22 protein-coding genes are annotated in these 19505 nt (G+C 62.0%); 10 read left to right on the top strand and 12 right to left on the bottom strand.

Going from position 1 to position 19505, the window contains the following annotated elements; genetic code table 11:
- Nucleotides 1-518 precede the first annotated feature (518 nt).
- From XM50_RS01430 to XM50_RS01445, 4 genes are all read left to right on the top strand, one after another.
- Nucleotides 519-1160, top strand: a complete 642-nt coding sequence (locus XM50_RS01430; protein ID WP_046406787.1) for a SprT-like domain-containing protein — start codon at nucleotides 519-521, stop codon at nucleotides 1158-1160.
- A gap of 72 nt (nucleotides 1161-1232) precedes the next feature.
- Nucleotides 1233-1886, top strand: coding sequence for a ParA family protein (locus tag XM50_RS01435; RefSeq protein ID WP_046406789.1), 654 nt, complete (start codon nucleotides 1233-1235; stop codon nucleotides 1884-1886).
- Nucleotides 1883-2218, top strand: a complete 336-nt coding sequence (locus XM50_RS01440; RefSeq protein ID WP_231621815.1) for a hypothetical protein — start codon at nucleotides 1883-1885, stop codon at nucleotides 2216-2218. Before XM50_RS01435 ends, XM50_RS01440 begins: the two co-directional genes overlap by 4 nt.
- Nucleotides 2215-3168, top strand: a complete 954-nt coding sequence (locus XM50_RS01445; protein WP_046406792.1) for a replication initiator protein A — start codon at nucleotides 2215-2217, stop codon at nucleotides 3166-3168. Before XM50_RS01440 ends, XM50_RS01445 begins: the two co-directional genes overlap by 4 nt.
- 563 nt (nucleotides 3169-3731) lie before the next feature.
- On the opposite strand, the gene XM50_RS21095 is transcribed toward XM50_RS01445, so the two are convergent.
- The 6 genes from XM50_RS21095 to XM50_RS01470 are packed head-to-tail and all read right to left on the bottom strand — an operon-like array spanning nucleotide 3732 to nucleotide 6750.
- Nucleotides 3732-4433 (bottom strand): type IV secretory system conjugative DNA transfer family protein, encoded by a 702-nt coding sequence (locus XM50_RS21095; protein WP_443024627.1) that lies wholly within the window; start codon nucleotides 4431-4433, stop codon nucleotides 3732-3734.
- The gene (locus XM50_RS21100) at nucleotides 4360-5283 is read right to left on the bottom strand and encodes a type IV secretory system conjugative DNA transfer family protein (protein WP_443024628.1); all 924 of its coding nucleotides are present in this window, start codon (nucleotides 5281-5283) and stop codon (nucleotides 4360-4362) included. The genes XM50_RS21095 and XM50_RS21100 overlap by 74 nt, the downstream gene beginning before the upstream one ends.
- Nucleotides 5283-5534 carry a hypothetical protein gene (locus XM50_RS01455; RefSeq protein ID WP_046406794.1) on the bottom strand — a complete coding sequence of 84 codons (252 nt, stop codon included), beginning with the start codon at nucleotides 5532-5534 and terminating at the stop codon, nucleotides 5283-5285. The genes XM50_RS21100 and XM50_RS01455 overlap by 1 nt, the downstream gene beginning before the upstream one ends.
- Before the next feature lie 47 nt (nucleotides 5535-5581).
- A complete protein-coding gene (locus XM50_RS01460) occupies nucleotides 5582-6097 on the bottom strand; it encodes a MucR family transcriptional regulator (RefSeq protein ID WP_046406796.1) in 516 nt (171 codons plus the stop codon).
- A 25-nt stretch (nucleotides 6098-6122) separates the two neighbouring features.
- Nucleotides 6123-6407: a conjugal transfer protein TraD gene (locus tag XM50_RS01465; protein ID WP_046406798.1), complete on the bottom strand. Its 285-nt coding sequence runs from the start codon at nucleotides 6405-6407 to the stop codon at nucleotides 6123-6125.
- Between the two features lie 16 nt (nucleotides 6408-6423).
- On the bottom strand, nucleotides 6424-6750 hold the full coding sequence (locus XM50_RS01470; protein ID WP_046406800.1) for a conjugal transfer protein TraD: 327 nt from the start codon (nucleotides 6748-6750) through the stop codon (nucleotides 6424-6426).
- Nucleotides 6751-6919: 169 nt separating this feature from the next.
- Between XM50_RS01470 and traA the strand changes: the two genes are divergently transcribed.
- Entirely contained in the window at nucleotides 6920-9844 is a 2925-nt protein-coding gene (gene traA / locus XM50_RS01475) for a Ti-type conjugative transfer relaxase TraA (protein WP_046406812.1), read from the top strand.
- Between the two features lie 34 nt (nucleotides 9845-9878).
- Nucleotides 9879-10553: a DUF6118 family protein gene (locus XM50_RS01480; protein ID WP_197075285.1), complete on the top strand. Its 675-nt coding sequence runs from the start codon at nucleotides 9879-9881 to the stop codon at nucleotides 10551-10553.
- Nucleotides 10554-10787: 234 nt separating this feature from the next.
- Here XM50_RS01480 and XM50_RS19900 read toward each other — a convergent pair whose 3' ends face one another.
- Both XM50_RS19900 and XM50_RS01490 read right to left on the bottom strand, forming a co-directional pair.
- Complete coding sequence (locus XM50_RS19900; protein ID WP_156167084.1) at nucleotides 10788-11192, bottom strand: PBECR3 domain-containing polyvalent protein; 405 nt, start codon at nucleotides 11190-11192, stop codon at nucleotides 10788-10790.
- 9 nt (nucleotides 11193-11201) lie between these two features.
- Nucleotides 11202-11492, bottom strand: a complete 291-nt coding sequence (locus tag XM50_RS01490; protein WP_156167086.1) for a hypothetical protein — start codon at nucleotides 11490-11492, stop codon at nucleotides 11202-11204.
- 238 nt (nucleotides 11493-11730) lie between these two features.
- Between XM50_RS01490 and XM50_RS01495 the strand changes: the two genes are divergently transcribed.
- A complete protein-coding gene (locus XM50_RS01495) occupies nucleotides 11731-12324 on the top strand; it encodes a recombinase family protein (RefSeq protein ID WP_046406804.1) in 594 nt (197 codons plus the stop codon).
- Nucleotides 12317-13564 (top strand): DNA-methyltransferase, encoded by a 1248-nt coding sequence (locus XM50_RS01500; RefSeq protein WP_082102627.1) that lies wholly within the window; start codon nucleotides 12317-12319, stop codon nucleotides 13562-13564. The genes XM50_RS01495 and XM50_RS01500 overlap by 8 nt, the downstream gene beginning before the upstream one ends.
- Here XM50_RS01500 and XM50_RS01505 read toward each other — a convergent pair.
- The 4 genes from XM50_RS01505 to XM50_RS20345 all read right to left on the bottom strand — a co-directional run bounded on the left by XM50_RS01505 (nucleotide 13558) and on the right by XM50_RS20345 (nucleotide 17351).
- Nucleotides 13558-14772 (bottom strand): hypothetical protein, encoded by a 1215-nt coding sequence (locus XM50_RS01505; protein WP_046406806.1) that lies wholly within the window; start codon nucleotides 14770-14772, stop codon nucleotides 13558-13560. The genes XM50_RS01500 and XM50_RS01505 overlap by 7 nt on opposite strands.
- Nucleotides 14773-16443 (bottom strand): AAA family ATPase, encoded by a 1671-nt coding sequence (locus XM50_RS01510; protein WP_046406807.1) that lies wholly within the window; start codon nucleotides 16441-16443, stop codon nucleotides 14773-14775.
- A 169-nt stretch (nucleotides 16444-16612) separates the two neighbouring features.
- Complete coding sequence (locus XM50_RS19050; RefSeq protein ID WP_052742360.1) at nucleotides 16613-17083, bottom strand: hypothetical protein; 471 nt, start codon at nucleotides 17081-17083, stop codon at nucleotides 16613-16615.
- The gene (locus XM50_RS20345) at nucleotides 17055-17351 is read right to left on the bottom strand and encodes a hypothetical protein (RefSeq protein WP_197075287.1); all 297 of its coding nucleotides are present in this window, start codon (nucleotides 17349-17351) and stop codon (nucleotides 17055-17057) included. The genes XM50_RS19050 and XM50_RS20345 overlap by 29 nt, the downstream gene beginning before the upstream one ends.
- 96 nt (nucleotides 17352-17447) lie before the next feature.
- Between XM50_RS20345 and XM50_RS01525 the strand changes: the two genes are divergently transcribed.
- Together XM50_RS01525 and XM50_RS19375 are read left to right on the top strand one after the other, a co-directional pair.
- Entirely contained in the window at nucleotides 17448-18338 is an 891-nt protein-coding gene (locus tag XM50_RS01525; protein WP_046406811.1) for a hypothetical protein, read from the top strand.
- 141 nt (nucleotides 18339-18479) lie between these two features.
- On the top strand, nucleotides 18480-19352 hold the full coding sequence (locus XM50_RS19375) for a Shedu anti-phage system protein SduA domain-containing protein (RefSeq protein WP_082102628.1): 873 nt from the start codon (nucleotides 18480-18482) through the stop codon (nucleotides 19350-19352).
- The last annotated feature ends 153 nt before the right edge of the window (nucleotides 19353-19505 follow it).

Here is a 19505-nt window from a genome sequence, read left to right on the forward strand (position 1 = left end):
CGGCCCTCAGGCCACGCTTACAGTTTCGGGAAAACTCATTCGGGAACACATTTTGGGAAAGCCGGTCCACCGCTACGGCCGCGATCGGCCACATTTCCCGGCTGTCTCTCTGAACCATCCCAATCGAGAAAGATGCGCGGCTTAGTAGCTTATTCGCTTAGCAGCTTAATCGCATAGGATGGTTGCTGGCGCATCCCGTTGGGACCGCGCTCTATCTCCGCTGCGCTCCGATCGAGCCGCCGATCGGCGGCTCGCCCCTGACGGGTGACGATCGCTCGCGCAGGCGGGGGACCCCCGCCTAGAGGACGCCGGCCGAGCCGGCGACGTCGTTCGATGAGAGGGAAAGTGGGGCACCGCCCCCCTCTCCCAGCAACGGCAATCAGCCGGGCCGTGGCTCGCTGCGCTGCGCCCGCACCACCCCGGCAGATTCCCGCTGCCCCCTCACCCCCCGCTGTTCGCCACGAGGCAGGGCCGATGGCCGAGGCCATCGCCCAAGGGCGATTTGAAGAGAGAGGATCATGGAACAGGACAATCGTGAGAGCTGGCTGAACCGGGTGGCGGTCGGCATGACCCCGCTGTTCGAGACGCTGGGCGCCCCCCTGCCCTCCCGTGTGCGCGTTGCGATCGGTTTCACCAGTCGCGGTGCCAAGGGCAAGGCGATTGGCGAATGCTGGGACAACCGATGCAGCGGCGACGGGCATTTCGAGATATTCATCCGGCCGGACTTGGCGCACGCGGCCGACGCGATGCCGGCGCAGATCGCCGCCATCCTCGCGCACGAGCTGGTCCACGCTGCGGTCGGGATTGCGGCCGGACATGGGAAAGCGTTTAAACGGGTCGCGATCGGGCTTGGGCTGGTCGGGCCGATGCGCGCCACCACGCCCGGCGATGTCTTCCTCGCTACCATCGCGCCGATCCTGGCCGCAGCCGGCTCCCTGCCTCATGCCCGGCTCGATACCGGCGGCGAGACGACGCAGCCGAAGAAGCAGGCGGCGCGCTTGCTCAAATGCGAGTGCGAGGCGTGCGGCTATACGGTGCGGACCGCGCGCAAATGGCTGGAGTTGGTCGGTGCGCCGCTCTGCCCGGTCGAGGATCATGGACCGATGCGTCACGATCCGTTCAACGGCGACGAAGACAGCGAGCCGAACGACAACAGCTAAGCGACTAATCACCTTTACGACTAAGCGGCTAAGCGGCATAAGTCGCTTAGCCGCTTAGTGGGAGTAGCAGTGATGCAGGTATGGGCCGTGATCGCGCAGAAGGGCGGTCAATCCAAGACGACCCTTTCCACCGGCTTCGCCGTCGAGGCGGCGCGTGAGGGGGCGTCGGTCGTGATCCTCGATGCCGACGATCGGCAGGGGTCGGCGCTCTATTGGTCGGAGCGCCGCGACATGGACGACGTGATGGTGAAGGACAGCAGCGTCGCCGGCCTGCCGCTTCACGTCTCGCGCGGGCGGGGCAGCGGCAAGATCGACCTCATCATCATCGACACGCCGGCGAACTCGAAGGACATTGCCATGCTCGCGGCCGAGCAGGCGGATTTCGTCATCATCCCCGTCGCGCCGCGCGGGCTGGACGTTCATTCGGTGTTGCAAACCGTGAAGCAGGTCCAGCAGGCGGGCACGCCGTTCGCGGTCATCCTGACCCAAGTGCCGCACCAGGGCGGGGAGGGGCAGGAAGCCCATGCCGGTTTCGCGGCAAAGGGCGTGACGCTGTTCGACAGCCGCCTCCACTTCCGCAAGGACTATTACAAGGCGACCCCGCTTGGCAGGACCGCAGCCGAGACGGAGCCGGACAGCAAGGCGGCAGCCGAATTGCGCAGCGCCTACGAAGAGGCTAAGCGACTAAGCGGTTATACGGCTAAGCAAGTAAGCGAGGTGGCATGATGGCGAGGAAGCCTTCCGCGCTGGCCGGTATCTTCGACGACCAACCCGAAGAGCCGGCACCGCCACCAGTCGTTGAGCCGGCCGCCGTACCGCAGCAGGTGGCATCGTCGCGCCGATCGCGGCGCGATAAGCAGACGCCGGCACCGTCAACGCCGGCCCGGCGCAGCAGCCATCCCGGCAAGAAGCCGGTGCTGATCCATATCCCCGAAGACATGCACCGCGCGTTGCGCCAGCTCAGCGTCGAGGAGGGTGGGGAACCGCTCACCGTCATCACCGAACGCTTGCTCCGCCAGTATCTGGTCAAGCGGGGGCACACCAGGTTCGCGCCATGAGCAAGCGGCGCGATCCCAACCCCGAGTTCGACCTGTTCATCCCGGCGCTGGGCGACCTGCCGCTCCGCGACCAGCGCGAGGTCATGGAGCGGCCGTTCTTCTCGCTCCAGAAGCGCAAGCGGTTGAAGCCGATCGAGTATAAAAGCCCGGACGGCGAGGCGTGGGTGCGCGTCCAGGCGATCCCCGATTACGGGATGGCGACGATATGGGATGCCGATATCCTGATCTGGGCGGCATCGACCCTCAACCGCATGAAGCAGCAAGGCTTGAACGATCTGCCGCGCACGCTCACGACGACGCCTTACGACCTGTTGCGGGCGATCAAGCGCAGTACCGGGGGGCGGGATTATCAGGAGCTGCAATCCGCGCTGCTCCGGCTCCAGACCACATCGATCACGACCTCAATCCGGGCGACGAAGCGCCGACAGAAGGCAGGCTTCAACTGGCTGGATAGCTGGACGTTCGACACTGACGCCGACACCGAACAGCCCCGCGGCATGACGCTGACCCTTTCGGACTGGGTGTACGAGGGGATCGTCAACGAAAAGTCGCTGCTTACCATGCACCCCGATTACTTCCTCCTGTCCGGGGGACTTGAGCGGGCGCTGTACCGCATCGCCCGGAAGCATGTCGGATCGCAGCAGGGCGGATGGCTGTGCCGGGTCGAGGTGTTGCGCGACAAGACCGGCAGCGACGCCCAGCCCAAGGAGTTTAATCGGATGCTCCGGCGCGTGATCGAGGCCGACCAGCTCCCCGACTACGCGATGCAGATGGCGGAGACGGCCGACAGAAGTCCGGCCGTACAGTTCAGACGGCGCGGTGAGGTCGAGGCGCTGGCGCTCGCCGAACGGATGCGGGCGGAGGAGGAGCGGCGTGCCCGCTTCGACGCCGATCGTCGGCGCACCGAGGAGGTGGACGCCCGCATGGACCAGCTCGCCGGTCGGCGCTGACTATCGGGGTATCACCCACCAAGGGCCGGGCTATCGGGGTTTCGCCCACCAGGCGGAGTCGATCGACAGCTTCCATCGCGTCGGGATCGGGACCGATGGCACCGGTGGACTGTGGATAACCGGCATGGGGAGCCACTTTCCGGGATCGTCGGCCTCGGGGTATCACCCACCATTGCTTCGGGGGATCACCCACCGCACTATCGGGGTATCACCCACCGAATCACGGGGTATCACCCACCGGCCACTCTCGCACAACACTGATAACAAAGCGAAGATTCCGCTTTCCGACCCGCTTAACCTTCTTAACGATTCCTATTTAACAGAATCACTTAACTCCGCTGCACAAGACCAAACGACGGAAAAGGACAAACGGAATTGCCCCTTCGGGCCAATGCGCTTTCATTGCGTGCCGGCTATCGCCGCCACAAGAGCGGCTTAACAGCCGCAGGCTTCCGAAGAAGCCAAGCCGATCTGGCGGTGTGTGCCTGTCGCCGTTACGCGGGTCGAGAGGGCGGGGAGAGGATACCCCGAAGCTCACCGTCCAGTTTTTGCAGTGTGTACGATCACGCCGGATCGTAGAGACCGGCGAACTCGCGCTCGGCATAGTAGCGGATTTTGCCGACGACGAGCGGGTCTTGCCCCTGGCGCAGCAGCAGGAGGATGTCCGCGTCCATCCGCATGATTTCGTCAGGCGTCGCCAACCGGCGCGCCGCGACATGACCGCTGGAGCTGGTCGAGCCGGCGCCGGGTTCGGTCCAGCTCACCGGACGCGACGACCCGAAGGTGGTGTATTCGATCGTGGTGTCGCCGATCGTGCGCGAGAGCATGTCGGCGGTGGCATGATCGTTGACCCCAAAGGTCTGGACCACGCCGGCGTTGGACATGAAGGTGCCGGCCCGCTCGCCGTAAATGGCTTTCAGCTGGTGCATGTCCTGGAGGATCGGCCAGAGCTGCATCCCGTAGCCCGCCATCAACCCCATCGCGCGCTCCACCGGCTCCAGGCGGCCGAGGGCGGCGAACTCATCGAGCAGGAACAGGACTGGCTTTTCGGGGCGGGCAGGGGAGCGCGCCATGTCGGTGACAGCCTGCGCCACCAGCAGCCGCAACCAGCGCGCATAGGTATCTAGCCGGTCGGGCGGCAGGCACAGGAACACGGTGCCGGGCCGTTCCTTGAGGTCCGCGAAGCGGAAGTCAGACCCGGAGGTACTTTCCACCAGGCGCGGACTGTCCATGAAGTGGGTGTGGCGCTGGGCGGACGACAGCACGCCCGCGGCCTCCCGGCTCGACTTGCCGAGCTGGCGGTTGGCGGTTGGCGGCGCGCGCGATCAGGCCGTGGGCGCCGGTGCTGGCCTGCATGTCCGCCAGCAGCGCGGCGAAGCCGCCAGGATCGCGGGTGAGCTTGTCGCGCACGGTCGCCAGCGTGGCGAGGGCAGGGGGTTCGTGGATGACGGTGTGCAGGATGATGCCGGCGATCAGCGCCTTGGCTTCCTCGTTCCAGTGCGCCTCGCCCGATTGCCCCGGTGCATCGTGGACCAGCGCGTCGGCGATCGTCTGCGCATCTTCCGCGAGATCAGGGTTATGGGCATCGAGCCACGCCAGCGGGTTGTAGCGGGCCGCAGGGCGCCCGGAGACGCCGAACGGGTCCAGGCACCACACATCGCCCTTCCTGGCCCTTGTACGGGCCGTCACGCGGGCGTTCTCGCCCTTGGGGTCGATGCAGATCACCGAGCGGTCGATCAGAAGCAGGTTGGGGATGATCGTGCCGACGCCCTTGCCGCTCCGCGTCGGCGCCATCGTCAGCAGGTGCGCCGGCCCGTCGTAGCGCAGCAGCTTACCCGACTTGCGCGAGCGGCCGATGATGAGGTCGCCGGCCTTCTCCAGCTTGCGCGCCTCCGCCCGACCGCCGAAGCGGGCCGAGCCCATCAGCGTGTTGCCGCGGTTGCCGCCGCGGCGGTTGAACTTCCAGATCGCGAACAGGACCAGGCCGGTCAGCAGGAACGGCACGTCGGTCGCGATCTCGCCGTAGCCGAAGATTCCTTTCAGCCAGGCGTTGCTCGCCATCAGCACCACGAAGCCGATCAGCAGTGCCCAGAGCGGCCCGATCCGCGCCGGCATCAGCAGGCCCCGTCCGGCTTTCGGTAGAGGCCACGGATCACCTCCACCATCGCGGTCGGAGACAGACCCTCCTCCAGCATCATGGCGAACAGCGCCTCATCCTCCGCGTCGAGGTCGAGCCCCTCGATCGCGAGGTTGGCGCGGGACTCGTCCAGGTCCTCGCGCCACAGCGCGACCTGGTCGGGCGTGCCGCGTGGATAGTCGGCCGAGCGGATGTGCTGCCAGAGGCCATCGAGGTCGAGCATGGTCATGCCGTCATCTCCCTTGCACTCGTCAGCCGGTCCGCCCGGCCCGTCACTCAGCTTTCCGAACCCAGCGCCTCACGGGCGGCCGCGAGCGCGGCCTTGCCGCCCCTGCGCGTCGTCTTTGCCACGCTCTCGACGGCCTTCTCCACTTTCTGCCCCGCCTTGCGGCCGAGCCCGATCTTCTTCGCCATGGCGCGACGGCTCTCCGAATAGTTCTCGGCGACCATCGGGTAGTCGGGCTTGAGGCCATAGCGCTGGCGGTACTGGTCCGGGGTCAGGCCATTGGTGGAGAGATGACGGCGCAGCGTCTTGTAGGGCTTGCCGTCGATCATCGAGACGATGTGATCCTTCGACGCCAGCGACTTGCGCACCGAGACGGCCGGCACGTGCTCCTGAGGGGCTTCTTCCGCCGCGGGCTCCGCAGCCGCTCTGCCCAGCCCGGATACGGCGGTGTGCATCGAGGTCAGAAACGCCGGCACGTCGTCGTCGGTGGTGCGGGTGTTGGGATTGCTCAGCCAGGCGATGGTGAGTTCGGTCGCCAGGGTCACGGCATCGGTGTCGTCGGTCATATCTTCTCCGGTATCGGTAGGGCGGTCATAGCACGCCGCTCGTTGCGAAATTGGCAGCGCCGACTTCGTCAGCATCGGGCGCGCCAGCGGCAGCTTCCTTATCGTCCGCTTCCGCGTCGAACGCCCGCTTGCCGCGTCGCTTCCAGAGCGCGAGCGTGTCGCCGCCATCGCCATTGCGGGCGCGCCCGACTAGCTCCAGCAGCGCGCCGTAGATGGTTGCGCGATCGTCGTCGGCGAGGTCGACCAGGCCGGCTTTCTGGACGAGGCCGCCCAGCTCGATCAGGTGGCGGGTTCGCTCGCGACGTTGCACAACCCAGCCTCGCGTATCAGTCCGACGCCGGCTCGCTTCCAAGCGCTTGATCAGCGCCCGGTTGCGGCGTTCCGTCGTCACTGTCGCCACCAGCCTTTCGCGAACCTTTGCGCCCGCGCCGCTGAAAGAAGGCGGCGCCCTTCGCGCGCCACGCCTCCTTCGCGTCACTATCCTTGGAGGCGACCGCATCGAGCAGCACGCCGGCGAGCGTTTCGAGGTCAAGCGCATCGGCGCCGGTGGAGGTGACGAGTGCCCCAAGCTGTTCGACGCGCCGCGCCTTCAGCCCGCGCGCGCGCTCCTCCAGCGCCTTCAGTTCCGCGTCATAGTCCCGCACCTTGCGCATGGTGCCTCCATCTTCCGCGTCCAACCCGCAGCAGCCTAGCAAACCAACCGGGGAGGGCAAGCCAGATCGACACGTGCACCAAGTCAATCAGGAGGAGCGAAGCGGATTGTGAGTGCGCGCTTATACATCGTTGCCGACGTGCGCTCATAAGTGCATGATAGTGGTCGCGATGGCGATCTACCATTTCAGTGCGAAGGTCATCAGCAGGGCGAAGGGCTCCAGCGCCGTTGCATCGGCTGCCTATCGCTCTGCCTCGCGTCTGTTCGACGAGCAGCACAACCGCCATCACGACTTCTCGAACAAGGCCGGCGTGATCCACTCCGAGGTGATGTTGCCGGAAGGCGCGCCGGAGCGTTTAAACGACCGCACCGTGCTCTGGAACGAGGTGGAGGTTGGCGAGAAGCGGTCCGACGCGCAGCTCGCCCGCGAGGTGGAGTTTTCGATCCCGCGGGAGATGAACCAGAAGCAGGGGGTGCAGCTCGCCCGCGACTTCGTGGAAGAGCAGTTCGTGAAGCGAGGGATGGTCGCAGACCTCAACGTGCATTGGGACAAGGCGGAAGACGGCAGTCCCAAGCCGCACGCGCATGTCATGCTGTCGATGCGCGAGGTGGGGCCGGACGGGTTCGGCAAGAAGGTTCGCGACTGGAACGGTACGGAGCTGTTGAAGGGCTGGCGCGAGGCGTGGGCGGCGCACGCCAACGAGCGCATGGCCGAGCTGGGGATCGAGGCGCGGATCGATCATCGCAGCCACGCCGACCGCGGCATCGAGCTGGAGCCGCAGCACAAGATCGGGCCGATGGGGACGCGCCGGCTGGAGGAGGACGAACCGCACCGGCGCGCCGATGACCATATCCGGATCGCACGCGAGAACGGTGAGAGGATCATCGCCGATCCGGGCATCGCGCTGGACGGGATCACGCGACAGCAATCGACCTTCACCACCCGCGACCTGGCCGCGTTCGCGTTCCGGCATTCGGACGGCAAGGAGCAGTTCGACCAGGTGATGGCCGCGGTGCGCGCCAGCCCCGAGCTGGTGGCGCTTGGCAGGGACGGACGTGACCAGGAGCGGTTCACCTCCCGCGACATGATCGCGACCGAGGCGCGGCTGGAGAAGGCCGGCGACGAGCTGGCGCGGCGCGGCGATCATGGCGTTTCCGAGCGGCAGCGGGCGGGTGCGCTGGAGGCGGCCGAGGGGCGGGGGCTCATGCTGTCCGACGAGCAGCGTGACGCTTTCGACCACATCACCGGTGGGCAAGGCTTGGCGTCGGTCATCGGCTATGCCGGCACCGGCAAGTCGGCGATGCTCGGCGTCGCGCGCGAGGCGTGGGAGCGCGAGGGCTACCAGGTGCGCGGTGCGGCGCTGTCCGGAATCGCGGCCGAGAACCTGGAGGGCGGCTCCGGCATCAGCTCGCGCACTATCGCAAGCCTGGAACATGCGTGGGGGCAGGGGCGCGACCAGCTTACCCGCAACGACGTGCTGGTGGTCGATGAGGCCGGCATGATCGGCACCCGCCAGATGGAGCGGGTGCTGTCCCATGCGCGTGACGCCGGCGCCAAGGTGGTGCTGGTGGGCGACCCCGAGCAGTTGCAGGCGATCGAGGCGGGCGCGGCGTTCCGGTCGCTCGCCGAGCGGCACGGCGCGGCCGAGATCACCGAGGTTCGCCGGCAGCGGGAGGACTGGCAGAAGGGGGCGACGCGGGCGCTGGCGACCGGCCGCACGGGCGAGGCGCTGGACGCCTATGCCGCGCACGGCATGGTCCACGCGGCCGACACGCGCGAGCAGGCGCGGGCTGAGCTGGTGGACGGGTGGGATCGCCAGCGCCGGGCCGAACCCGACCAGTCTCGCATCATCCTTGCCCATACCAATGCCGAGGTCCGCGAGCTGAACGGGGAGGCGCGGGACCGGCTTCGTGCCAACGGCGAGCTGGGCGAGGACGTGGCGTTCGCGGCCGACCGGGGTGCCCGTGATTTCGCGGCGGGCGACCGCCTGATGTTCCTGCGGAACGAGCGGTCGCTGGGGGTGAAGAACGGCACGCTGGGGACGATCGAGAAGGTTTCGCCCGAGGGCATGACGGTTCGGCTCGATGGCGGGCGCGAGGTGACGTTCGCGGCCAAGGACTATGCCGCGGTCGATCACGGCTATGCGGCGACCTTCCACAAGTCGCAGGGCGTGACGGTCGATCGCGCCCACCTTCTCGCTACGCCGGGGATGGACCGGCACAGCGGCTATGTCGGGTTGTCACGGCACCGCGACGGTGTGCAGCTCCACTACGGCCGCGACGACTTCGCCGACCAGGGCAAGCTCGCCCGCGTGCTGTCGCGCGACCGCGGCAAGGACATGGCCGGCGACTATGCGTCCGACCGCAGCGAGCAGGATCATGCCCGCACCTTCGCCGATCGGCGCGAGATCCGGTTCCCGGAACTCGCGCGCCAGGTGGTCGAGAAGGTGCGTGACAAGGCGCGGGGCATGTTCGCGGGGTTCAAGCCGAAGCCTGCGGCCGAGAAGGCAACGGATGTAGAGCGGAATGGGGCAGAGATTGGCACCGACCGTTCCGGCCAGGCTAGGGCGATCCGGCACTATGCTCGTGCCGCCGGCGACATCGCCCGGCAGACGGCCAAGGACCTGCCGGTGCTGCCCTACCAGGAGGATGCGCTGCGCAAGGCCGGGGCGGCGCTGGACGCGACCAGGCCGGAGGCGGCGCGCGACCTCGCCGCGGCGTTCCGGCGCGATCCGTCGCTGATCGAGCAGGTATCGGGCGGCAACACGGGTGGCGCGGCGCGGGCGATGGCGGAGGAGCAACGGGTGCGCCTCGATCCGGATGCGCGCGCCGATCGGTTCGTGGCGGGGTGGCAGGCGATGCAGCGCCAACGCGCTGGGCTGGAGCGGGCCGGCGACCACAACGGCGCCGAACGCTTGCGCGGGCGCATGGCGCAGGCGGCGGGCGGGCTCGCCCGCGATCCGCAGCTCGAATCCGCGCTGCATCGTCGCGCGCCCGAGTTGGAGATTAGGATCGAGCGCGAGCGGTCGATAGGCGATGCGCTGGCGCGTTCGATCGGGCCGGGGCGCGAACGTGACAGGGGATTGAGCCGCTAGCCGTTCGTGCTTTCGGCAACCGACAGGAGGCGGGATGGACGAAGGCAATCACGAACGGGATGCCGCGGCCGAAGCGTTCGAGGGCGTGCGCGGCGAGCTGGCGTTGTTGCGCCGCGCGATCGAGGGGATTGCGGCGCGGGACGATCGGCCCGAACCACCCGACTATAGCGAGACGCTGGGCCAGATCACCAAGCTGGCGAACGCCACCCTCCAGCGCGCCGAATTTATGCGTAAGGCGATCGAGGAGGAGGCAGTCGCCCGCCAGGTCGCCAACCGGATCGCTGGCGCCGTAGCCGAGGACCGGCAGGCGGTGAAAACCGCCGCCGGCGAGCTGCGCGACGCGACACGCGCCCTGCAGGGCGTCACCGCCTCGGCGCGGCGCGGCGACGAGCAGAACCAATGGTTGGCATGGGCCGCGATCGGTGGGGCAGTTGTCGGCATGATCCTGTGGGCGGTGTTCGCCGGCATCGTCGCGCGCGCCGTGCCGGCGAGCTGGCAATGGCCGGAGAGGATGGCGGCACGCTCGCTCGCCATGCCGATGTGGGAGGGGGGGCAGCGCATGATGCGGACTGCGGCGGCCGACGCCTTCGCCAACATCGCGGCGGGCGACCGGATCGTTACTGCCAATCGTCTAGCTCTGGAGGCATGTCAGAGACGGGCTACCAAGGGGCATGAGGCAGTACGTTGCACGATCAAAGTCTCGCCATGAGGCGGCAGATGTGCCTGATCCAGGCAGAGATTATTTGATACGTATGTATGTACAGGAGCCGTTGACGGTCTTTTAACATATCCCTAGCTAAAGGACACCTAAGGGCTATCGAGGTGAGAACGGCCTCCTCACACGCCACGCAAGTGGCATAGTAGGCGAAAGCCGAAGAGATGCGGGAATTTGGCGCCCCGCCGTTAGCTTCTGAAAGCCCCGCATATGCGGGGCTTTCTAGTTTTATGCGGGAGTGATGAAGCCCTTCCGCAATCGCCGCTCCAGCTTGTTCCTGTCGATTGGATAGGTGCTGGCGACAATGTAGCGACCCATGTGATCGACCCGCAGTTTGATCGCTACGAGAATGATGGCTCCTTCACCAGGAATCTCACCGATCAGTTCAAAGCCATCGGCCTGATCTGGAGCCCGTCCGATATAATCCGGTTTAGAGACGATCTGACCAACATATCGCCGGCAGAGTTCAAACGCGCTTGGATGTCGGTCACGAGCATGTTGCTGTGCCTTAACTGAAAAATGCGTATCCGCCGCGGGAAGGTTTAAACCTAGAAGGCCGTTGATCTGCGCCACTGGTAATGGCCCCAAATCAAGAGGGGTAAGTTTCGGCTTACCGGTCTGAACGTCATTCACCGACTGATCCTAGCGAGCAGCAGGATCGTTAGGAACGAGCGCCGCAGGGTTGGCCCGAACAAGCTCGGCAATCGGATCGGGCAAGATAAACCAAGTGGGTATCCCCCGGCTTTGCGGGTTGCCCAAACCCTGGAACTTCTCGCCCTTGTCACCGCCGTTCCAGCGGACTCCTGTGGCCGGCTCTCCGTCCCACAACATGGCAGCGACTGCGTAATCGCCTTCGCCGCCGTCATAAATCACGTCGAGCCTATCGACGCGTCCCTTGGGGGAAGTCACCATCCGTGGGTCGATATAAGCCATTGGCATCTCCTCAGCAACGATGTACATATGTATGTATGAAGGCTGGTTCAAGCGTCCTTGCAGATGCAAATGCCCTTGTCGGTCGCTGTGTGACGTTCCGAGAAACGGTGGTCAGTGGGAGATCGCTAGGCACGAACCATATGTACTCGTTTCGTTCTTTTTTCTTGTCTCTCGAAAGGCTCTCGCGTAAGCTTCTCCCGAAATTGGAGCTGTCGCAACGAGTTTCAGGAGGGTGCGGGTGGTAGTTGGTTATGCCCGTGTCTCCACCCGAGATCAGTCCCCTGCCCTCCAGCTTGATGCGCTGCGAGGAGCCGGATGCGATCGGGTGTATATGGAGAAGGCGTCGGGAGCCCAACGCGATCGCCCCGAGTTGAAAGCCGCACTCGATTACCTCCGTGCCGGCGACACCCTGATGGTATGGAAGCTCGACCGCCTAGCCCGCTCTGTCAGGCAGCTTGTCGAGACGGCGGCGGAGCTGCAACGGCGCGACATAGGGTTGAAGGTGCTCACCCAAGCTATCGACACCACCACACCTGGTGGTCGCCTAACCTTCCATGTCTTTGCAGCAGTAGCTGAGTTCGAACGCGAGCTAGGCCTTGAGCGTACCCACGCCGGACTAGCCCAAGCCAAGGCCATGGGCCGCCGCGGCGGCCGAAAGCCCGCCATAGGACCAGCCGAGATCAAACGCGCCAGAGCTATGTTGGCGGACCCCACCATCACCGTTGGCGAGGTCGCTCAGCAGCTCGGTGTTCAACCCTCAACGCTCTACCGGCACATTCCTGGCGGGCGGAGTGCCGTGGTTCACGAAATCGGAACGGCTAAGCATGACTAAGAAACCACGCACACAGGTTGAGGGATGGTCTGACATCCACCCAAAGAGTTCCGCTCTTGGATGGAACGGTGCATCGTCAAGCAGCGCGTCGATTTTTAAGATAGAGGACGTTGCTCCCGTCGTCGGGTTGCAACCCGTTTTTATTAAGAGGGTGCTGGGCTCAAAAGGGCTTTTGTCGTTTTCAGATATCGAACGGCTCGTGATGCTTGACGACGCAAGCGAGACCTTTGTTCCTCGCAGCCGAATTGTAGGATATTTTGAGAAGCTTGCCTCACGAGCTGAGGTTAAGGCTCTCTCTCCGCAGAAGCCACCACTAGATCAAGTAACGTGCGGAGATGCCCACAAGCTTATAGCGTCCTTAGCTGACGACAGTGTTGACTGTGTCGTTACGTCAACTCCGTACTGGGCAGTCAGAATCTACGGTACGCCTAAAAATGTAGAATGGTCAGACGGTGAGATTTGCCCGTTTGGGCATGAACAGACGCCAGAGGGGTTTATCCGCCACTCGGTGGAAATATTGTTGATGCTCAGGAAGAAGGTGGCACCCCATGGCTCGGTCTGGTGGAACCTAGGAGATACGTTCAACACCAGGACGCAAATCCGAGGTAATGCTGCCGAGACCCTTCGGGCCATGAAGGGCTTAGACTCTCGTAAGTGGACTGAGCAAAACTGTCGTCGGTACAGTGCTGGGCACGCTTATCTGTATGACGGTGAGCAAAGCCTAATTCCACAGCGCATTGCCGAGCGAGCAAGTCGGATTGGGTACTTCGTTCGGTCAATGATTACATGGAAGAAGGACGGCTCATTACCTGAGCCGACAACCTCCCGCGTGACACGATCGCTTGAGCACGTCCTGCATCTAACAAAGAGCCGTACCCCGTATTTCGATAAAGGGGCCTACCGGCAAACCCCAGCGTCTTTGGGGGGGCGGAATGCTCTGTTCGAACAGGATCAGGTCACCGATGTATGGCACCTCCCAACAGCCACTGGCGGTAAGGGGCACGGCGCACAGTTCCCGTTGGCACTGCCAGGCCGATGCATCTCTCTATCGACAGATAAAGATGGCCTAGTGCTTGACCCCTTCGCCGGGTCGGGAACCAGTGGTCTTGCGGCTCTTAAACTTGGCCGACGGTTTATCGGCTTCGATGTCTCTCCGGAGTACGTGAAGCTCGCTAATACGAAGCTGGAGACCCTGAAGACGGGAACCAAGAAGACGAAGCGGATCGCGGTCGATCAGTAGGGCAGGGACATGCTGCTGTATTCCTGAGCTGTTAGAATGTGGATTGGACTTGTGGGCGAGCGGGCGGCCACAGGTTCAATCCCCTTCCAAACCAATAAGAGTGCTTGCGGCGCATCAGGGCCAACAGTGCTCTTGAAATCGGATAAGTATCCCAGAGTCTTGTAAACACTGTCTGTAATATATCCCTTATCGCTTGTCCTCTTGACCTCGATAATTATGGTCTGATTGGTGTCGGTGCCGCTCAGCGAAGCAGTAATATCAGGCCTGCGAACAGACGCAGTCAGATCATATTCGCTGAATATTTCCTTGTAGACGCTCGACTTAGCCATGGCAGTCGGAACAATCTGGTAGTAGATCGAAACCGTGTCTTCCATCCTCGTCAAAGTAAAACGGGGGCGGCGTGGTCCGGTCTCGGCTCCGATTAACTGAGCGTCGGTGATCTGCCACCCCTCGTTCAGATGCCGCTCCACCAAGGTCAGAAGAGCCCAAACCTCAAACAGGTCATCACAATTCTCAGGGACCATCTGCCTCTCACGCAGTAGCGCCCGAAGGAGGTTTTCGTTCGCCTGTTCAATCAGGCCGACATGTAGATCGAACAGGAGGACGGCAGCGCTTACGTCGGGTCTGCGTGCACGACGCAGCGGGCCGATCTCCCGAAGGCTCATCGAGTTCGGAACGCGGACGCCGCGGCTGCGCAGTACGGCCAAATGGCGAGACGCGGTAGCACCGCTCACTTCCAGTTGCTCTCGGGCCAACTCAGGAATGGACCGCTGAGTTAGCCACGTCGCATTGGCGACGATCCTGGCCAGCATTAGGCCAACGAGCCGGCCAGCTCCGCTATCGGCGGTGCGTTCGGTCGGTCGCGTCACGAAGCGGGTAGGATCGTCGCCGAGCTGGGCGCGGCGAGCAAAGGTGCGTGTCCAATCCACCCGCCCCCGAGGCGAGCCGCGACGCTCTTCTAAGGTGTGCTCGGTTGTCGAAGGTATATTGCGGAGGAAGGCGGGCACGTGGACCTTTAAGAAGGTGTCGACGGCATCGCTCAACCCGAAGTGTAATCGCCGGAGCAGATTAAACTCTTGGTCCGACAGTGACGAGAAAGCTGCCAGTACCTCCGACGGACGGTAGGAGGTGGAGAAGCGTTTTAAGACGAGCCAACCAAGCTGAGAGACGCCACTTAAAACCTCCTCGTATTCCTCCTCAGTCCACATTTAGAACGCGTCCCGGAATGCCTGACCAATACGCTCCTTATCCGCTTCTGTAGGGAGCAGAGCGAGCAGACCGTTCTCGACGAGGCCTAGCGACTCCCGATCCAGGCCATCAAGCTGCGGCAGAACATAGGATATGACAGCTTCAGTGAAGGAAGCGGCTTCGGAGGGGTCATCGCCGAACGAGTGCTGGCTTCTCACTTCCATATAGTCGATCAGATCGCCCCAGATGGCGGGGCCGAGCGGCCGAAGCGGATGAAGGAGCGCGACCAGCCCGGAAAGCAAATCGTGCTCGTCCGGAGCAAGCTCACGGCCATGAAACCATGCGACCAGCTCCTCCTGGCTCGGGATGCCGACGTTCACGACGGCGAAGCGACGGACGAAGGCGGCGGAAAGCTGAAATAGGAGGCTGCGATCGAACGTGTTCATCGTCGCGATGATGCGCCAGTCCCGACCAAGGCGGTACTTACCTGTAGCGGTATCATATGAGCTATCGGCACGGTTGCGATCAAGCTCAATCGCTACATTGTTTCCGGAGACCTTAAAGCTTGTGATTACATCGTGGCCAGAAAGAACAGTGAAGAGCTGACCAAACGCTTTATCGACATCAGCTCTATTTAGTTCGTCGATAATCAGCCACTTATTCTCTCTAATTGCTTGCAGGAACAGACCTTCCTCAAAAACGAGACCAGGCCCTTTGGCTGAAGGTGTATAGCCACCAAGCGTGTCGAATGTACTCCAATCGGCGGTTGCCGTTGTCAGGAGGCGGCCGGACGAGCCAGGAAAGGCAAAATCTTTGGAATACCGCTCACTGGCGATAGCGAGCCTGTCAGCGAGGGTGGACTTGCCCGTTCCAGGAGGGCCAGTAAGGATGATGTGCTTTCCGGCCCGAAGCAGCGTAACGAGCTGCCGCAACAGTGAATGAGGCAACAGAAGCCCGCCACGCAGGAATTCGACCAAATCCTCCGGTAGATCCTCGGCAAGCGTTTCCGCCTCAACCGTTGCGCTGCTACCCGTAGGCGCCTCTCGCGGGGCGATCGCGAACAGGGCGTCTATGAGAGCGTCGGATCGAATAGGCTCATCACCAAACACCGGCTCTGGCGCCTCTACATCGTGGCTGAAGAAGGCTGAGGCTTCGGCGTCAGTGACATGATACTCGCTGCGAAAGCGGTCAATTATAGTGCCGAGATCATCGTTATCCTCGAACTGCTCGTGCCTTTGTGTCCAGATCGCCAGGGCAACTAGTGGTATGTCGATTGGGCGCTTCGCTGAACGACGAAGGTCCTGAATTGCTGCATCAATGTAGTTGTCGGCTGTCGCTACATTCATTCCGACGCCAGAATTATCTATCCGGAGGACGCGGGAGAACGTCTTGCTTCGATCTAGCGTGGAGTAAGTGCCAGAACGTGGATAACCCACATGCCGCCACGAGGCCTTCGGTGCGAACGGATTGAAGTACGCGTGGTCGCTATCTACCGGAGCACCGTTCGCGGCAGAAATCCCCATCAACCGCTGAGCAGCAAGCTCTGTTGACATCGTACGGATCGTAACGGGGTGATCGGGCGTCAAGCCTTCATGCTTTAAAATGAGGAAATCGACGAAAAGCTTGTTGCAACTGTCGCGAAGCTGCTCAACCGACCACAGAATAGCCGAAAGTGTCAGATATTTAGCCATTATTCTTCCGCTTGCTTAGCGCATCCGCAAATCGATGGGCATAAGAAGCCTGGGGCCAACATCGCCCCTTCCCTCCGCGTCCCGGCGATACGCTTGTAGAGCACTGAGGCTTGAACAAACAGGGCAACATGCCAAGCCGTTGGACCAGGCAGGAACAAGGGTGTGCCCCCTATGGGTCATCGCTCTTATCAGGGCCGCTGGCAGCAGCCTGCTTCACGAGCTGCTCCAAGCCTTCAAACCGGAACCGTTGTAAGTCCTGTATCATGCGTCGGCTCAGGGGGGCGTAGCTATAGCTACCTCCGGGCCTGATCCATGAATCCCGCGCGGTGAAGCCATAGGCTTCAGCCATGCTCACGAGATCATCGTGAGGTACCAGGTACCAGCATCCCCGATCAGGAAATGCGATCGCGATGTTGCGGCCAACGTATTTTGTGTCGATTGTCCAACGGCTTTTAAGCTGGACCTTCACTACGTCGTTGCTCGCCTCGTTATAGAGGATGAGATCGACGCCGGCATCGTACACTGGCAGGAACGCGATATAGCCCTTGGTAAGCGCCAGACTGACGAGGGCATTCCGGTTGATGACCTCAATCGCGCCGCTGGGCAGCTTGCTAGTGGGAATTGGAGCCTTCCTCGGCATCAGGTGAGCTGCCTTTTGAGGCTGACGAAAGCCCGGTTGGAAACGCTCTAACGAACGCCTCGCGCACCCTAGCTTCCTTTGCGGCGGGATGATCGATGGTAACCTCCAACGTGCGGAAGGCGACATCCCAAGGCTTCAACAGCGCCGTACGGATTATCTCGCCTCCGTTGCTCGCCGCGATCTCGATCGCTCGGGCCAGCATGGGCGCGTAATCCTCCTTGGATAGACCGCCGATAATCAGAGTTGTTAGCATCGCTTGCTTTCCCATGACGGAGGCTGCCGCATCCTGCCTGGTGCTCCAAGAGGCAATGTCCTCATTCACTAAGGAGTTGGCATCTGGCTTACCAGTAGGCACACATCCTGAATGCCCACCATCGCCTCCTCCGTCGTCCCGCCGCCAAAATCTTGGGATGAGTTCGAAGACATCGCGCTAGCGGCTGCGAAGCTGCGTTGGGACAGCGCCGACTTTGAGCGGCACGGTCGCGCAGGGCAAAAGCAGGACGGCGTCGACATCTACGGGCATGATGACGATGATCGTCATATTGGAGTACAGTGCAAAAACACTGTTGAAGGTCTTACCCTAAAGACCATTAAAAATGAGATTGGCCAAGCTGAGAAGTTCGAACCTGCTCTGGACAAGCTCTATATAGCTACTACGGCCAAACGTGACGCCTCTATTCAGAAAGAGGTAAGGAGCCTTTCAAAGGAAAGGCGGTCTGCCAAAAAGTTTAGTGTCAATGTTCTGTTCTGGGATGATATATGCCAAGACCTGGCAAAGGACGACGAGGCATTTTTCGCGCATTATCCCCAATTCCGAGGAAAGGTGGATGAAGCGCGAGCCCACGACAGAGCTCTTTATGACAGTCTTACGGTCCTACTAAGCTCAAAAGGAGTCATAGGGTTCATAGACCAGAACAATATGGCTGGCTTTTCATTCCCTCAAGCGAAGTTCGAGCCCATGTGGGAGTTTCTCTATGAATGGAACGCTCCAGAGCGCGAATTTATCTCGCCCGAGCTAGAGGCTCTGCGCAAAGCGTTGTGGGAGAAGGTTGATGCCTACACCACGCTTCTAGCGACTGAAACCTTTGCTACCAATAATCCCGAGCGGCATTCGGTCCCTCCAGAATGGGAGTACGAACAGCCGGAAAGGTTTGATCGTGTAGTGAAGGAATTCCATAATCTCGCTAGAGAGATCGTCTCCATCCATGGCGACATTGTACGGACAGGGAAAGCTCAACTGGTCGCCGGTGGCTAACAAGCGCTGCACCCGCAGGCCGGCGAGAGCCGATAGGCACTACTTGTTGTCGTTAAAGCGCGTCCTTGCCGGAGCGCGCTCTATCTCTGGATCGTTCCGTGCGCCGACCACCCCGACAGGTAAGGTCCGAGTTCCTCAACCATGAGCAACATGTTCGCAAAAAGCTATTCGCTGGCGAAAGGACCGCCGCCAATGACTGCGTCTGACTACAGAAGTGTTGTCGAGAAGCAATGGCAGCGCCTACTTGCCTCCGATCCGAGCGAACCTCTGGTTCAGAGGTTCTTTGAAGAGAACCCTGTAATGGTACCCGGTGCCTTTGGTGTTGGCGGTCTGCCGTCGGGGCACTCTCCATTTCCCGGCGGTCTAATCTCTCAACCGACGCTTTACGGATATCAACATAGAGTTCCCGACTTTTTGTGGATCTCGAAGAATAGTACGTCGTTAAATCCCGTCTTCATCGAAATTGAGCGTCCCGGCAAAAAGGTCTTTAAAGGAAAAGACGAGCTTACAGCAGATTTCACTCATGCGCGTCACCAGATAGCACAGTGGCGTCAATGGATTAGAGTCCCCAACAATCAAGACGCCTTTATCAGGTCCTATAGGCTAGACCGGTTCCGCAACCTAACGTTCGAGCCTCAATACGTTCTAATTTATGGACGCAGTGAGGAATATGCTAACGACCCAAACCGATCCGCCATGATGGCCGAGCTATTACCGGGTCCTGACGAACATCGAATGAGCTTCGACTCCATAGCCTATGAACCAAAGGCGGAAGAGCTTCTTAGCTTACGTCATAAAAAAACCGGATATCATGTGAGACACATTCCTCCGACCTACTGGATGGGGCCGGGAATGTTCCACTATTGGGAACCACTTAAAGAGCGGCTGAAAGCTGTTGCTAATAGTCCATTGATTGACCCTGCTCGCAGGGATTTCCTGCAACGGCGCATTCCCTATTGGGAAAAGTGGTCGAAAGGCCCGCATGGCATCACCAGCAACGGTGATCGTGAATAGGTTCGATCGGTAGTCGCTTCGCTGCCCGTAGCGAGGCGTTATCATACCTCTATCTCGCCCCTGGCAGGTAATGGTCACGCAGACGCCCGTTTGCGGAGCGTCCCATTTCTCCATGTCCGACAGGCAGTTTCGGGTAAGCGTGGCGTGAGGACC

The organism is Sphingomonas sp. Ag1, assembly GCF_000980895.1.
Classification (GTDB): Bacteria; Pseudomonadota; Alphaproteobacteria; order Sphingomonadales; family Sphingomonadaceae; genus Sphingomonas; species Sphingomonas panaciterrae.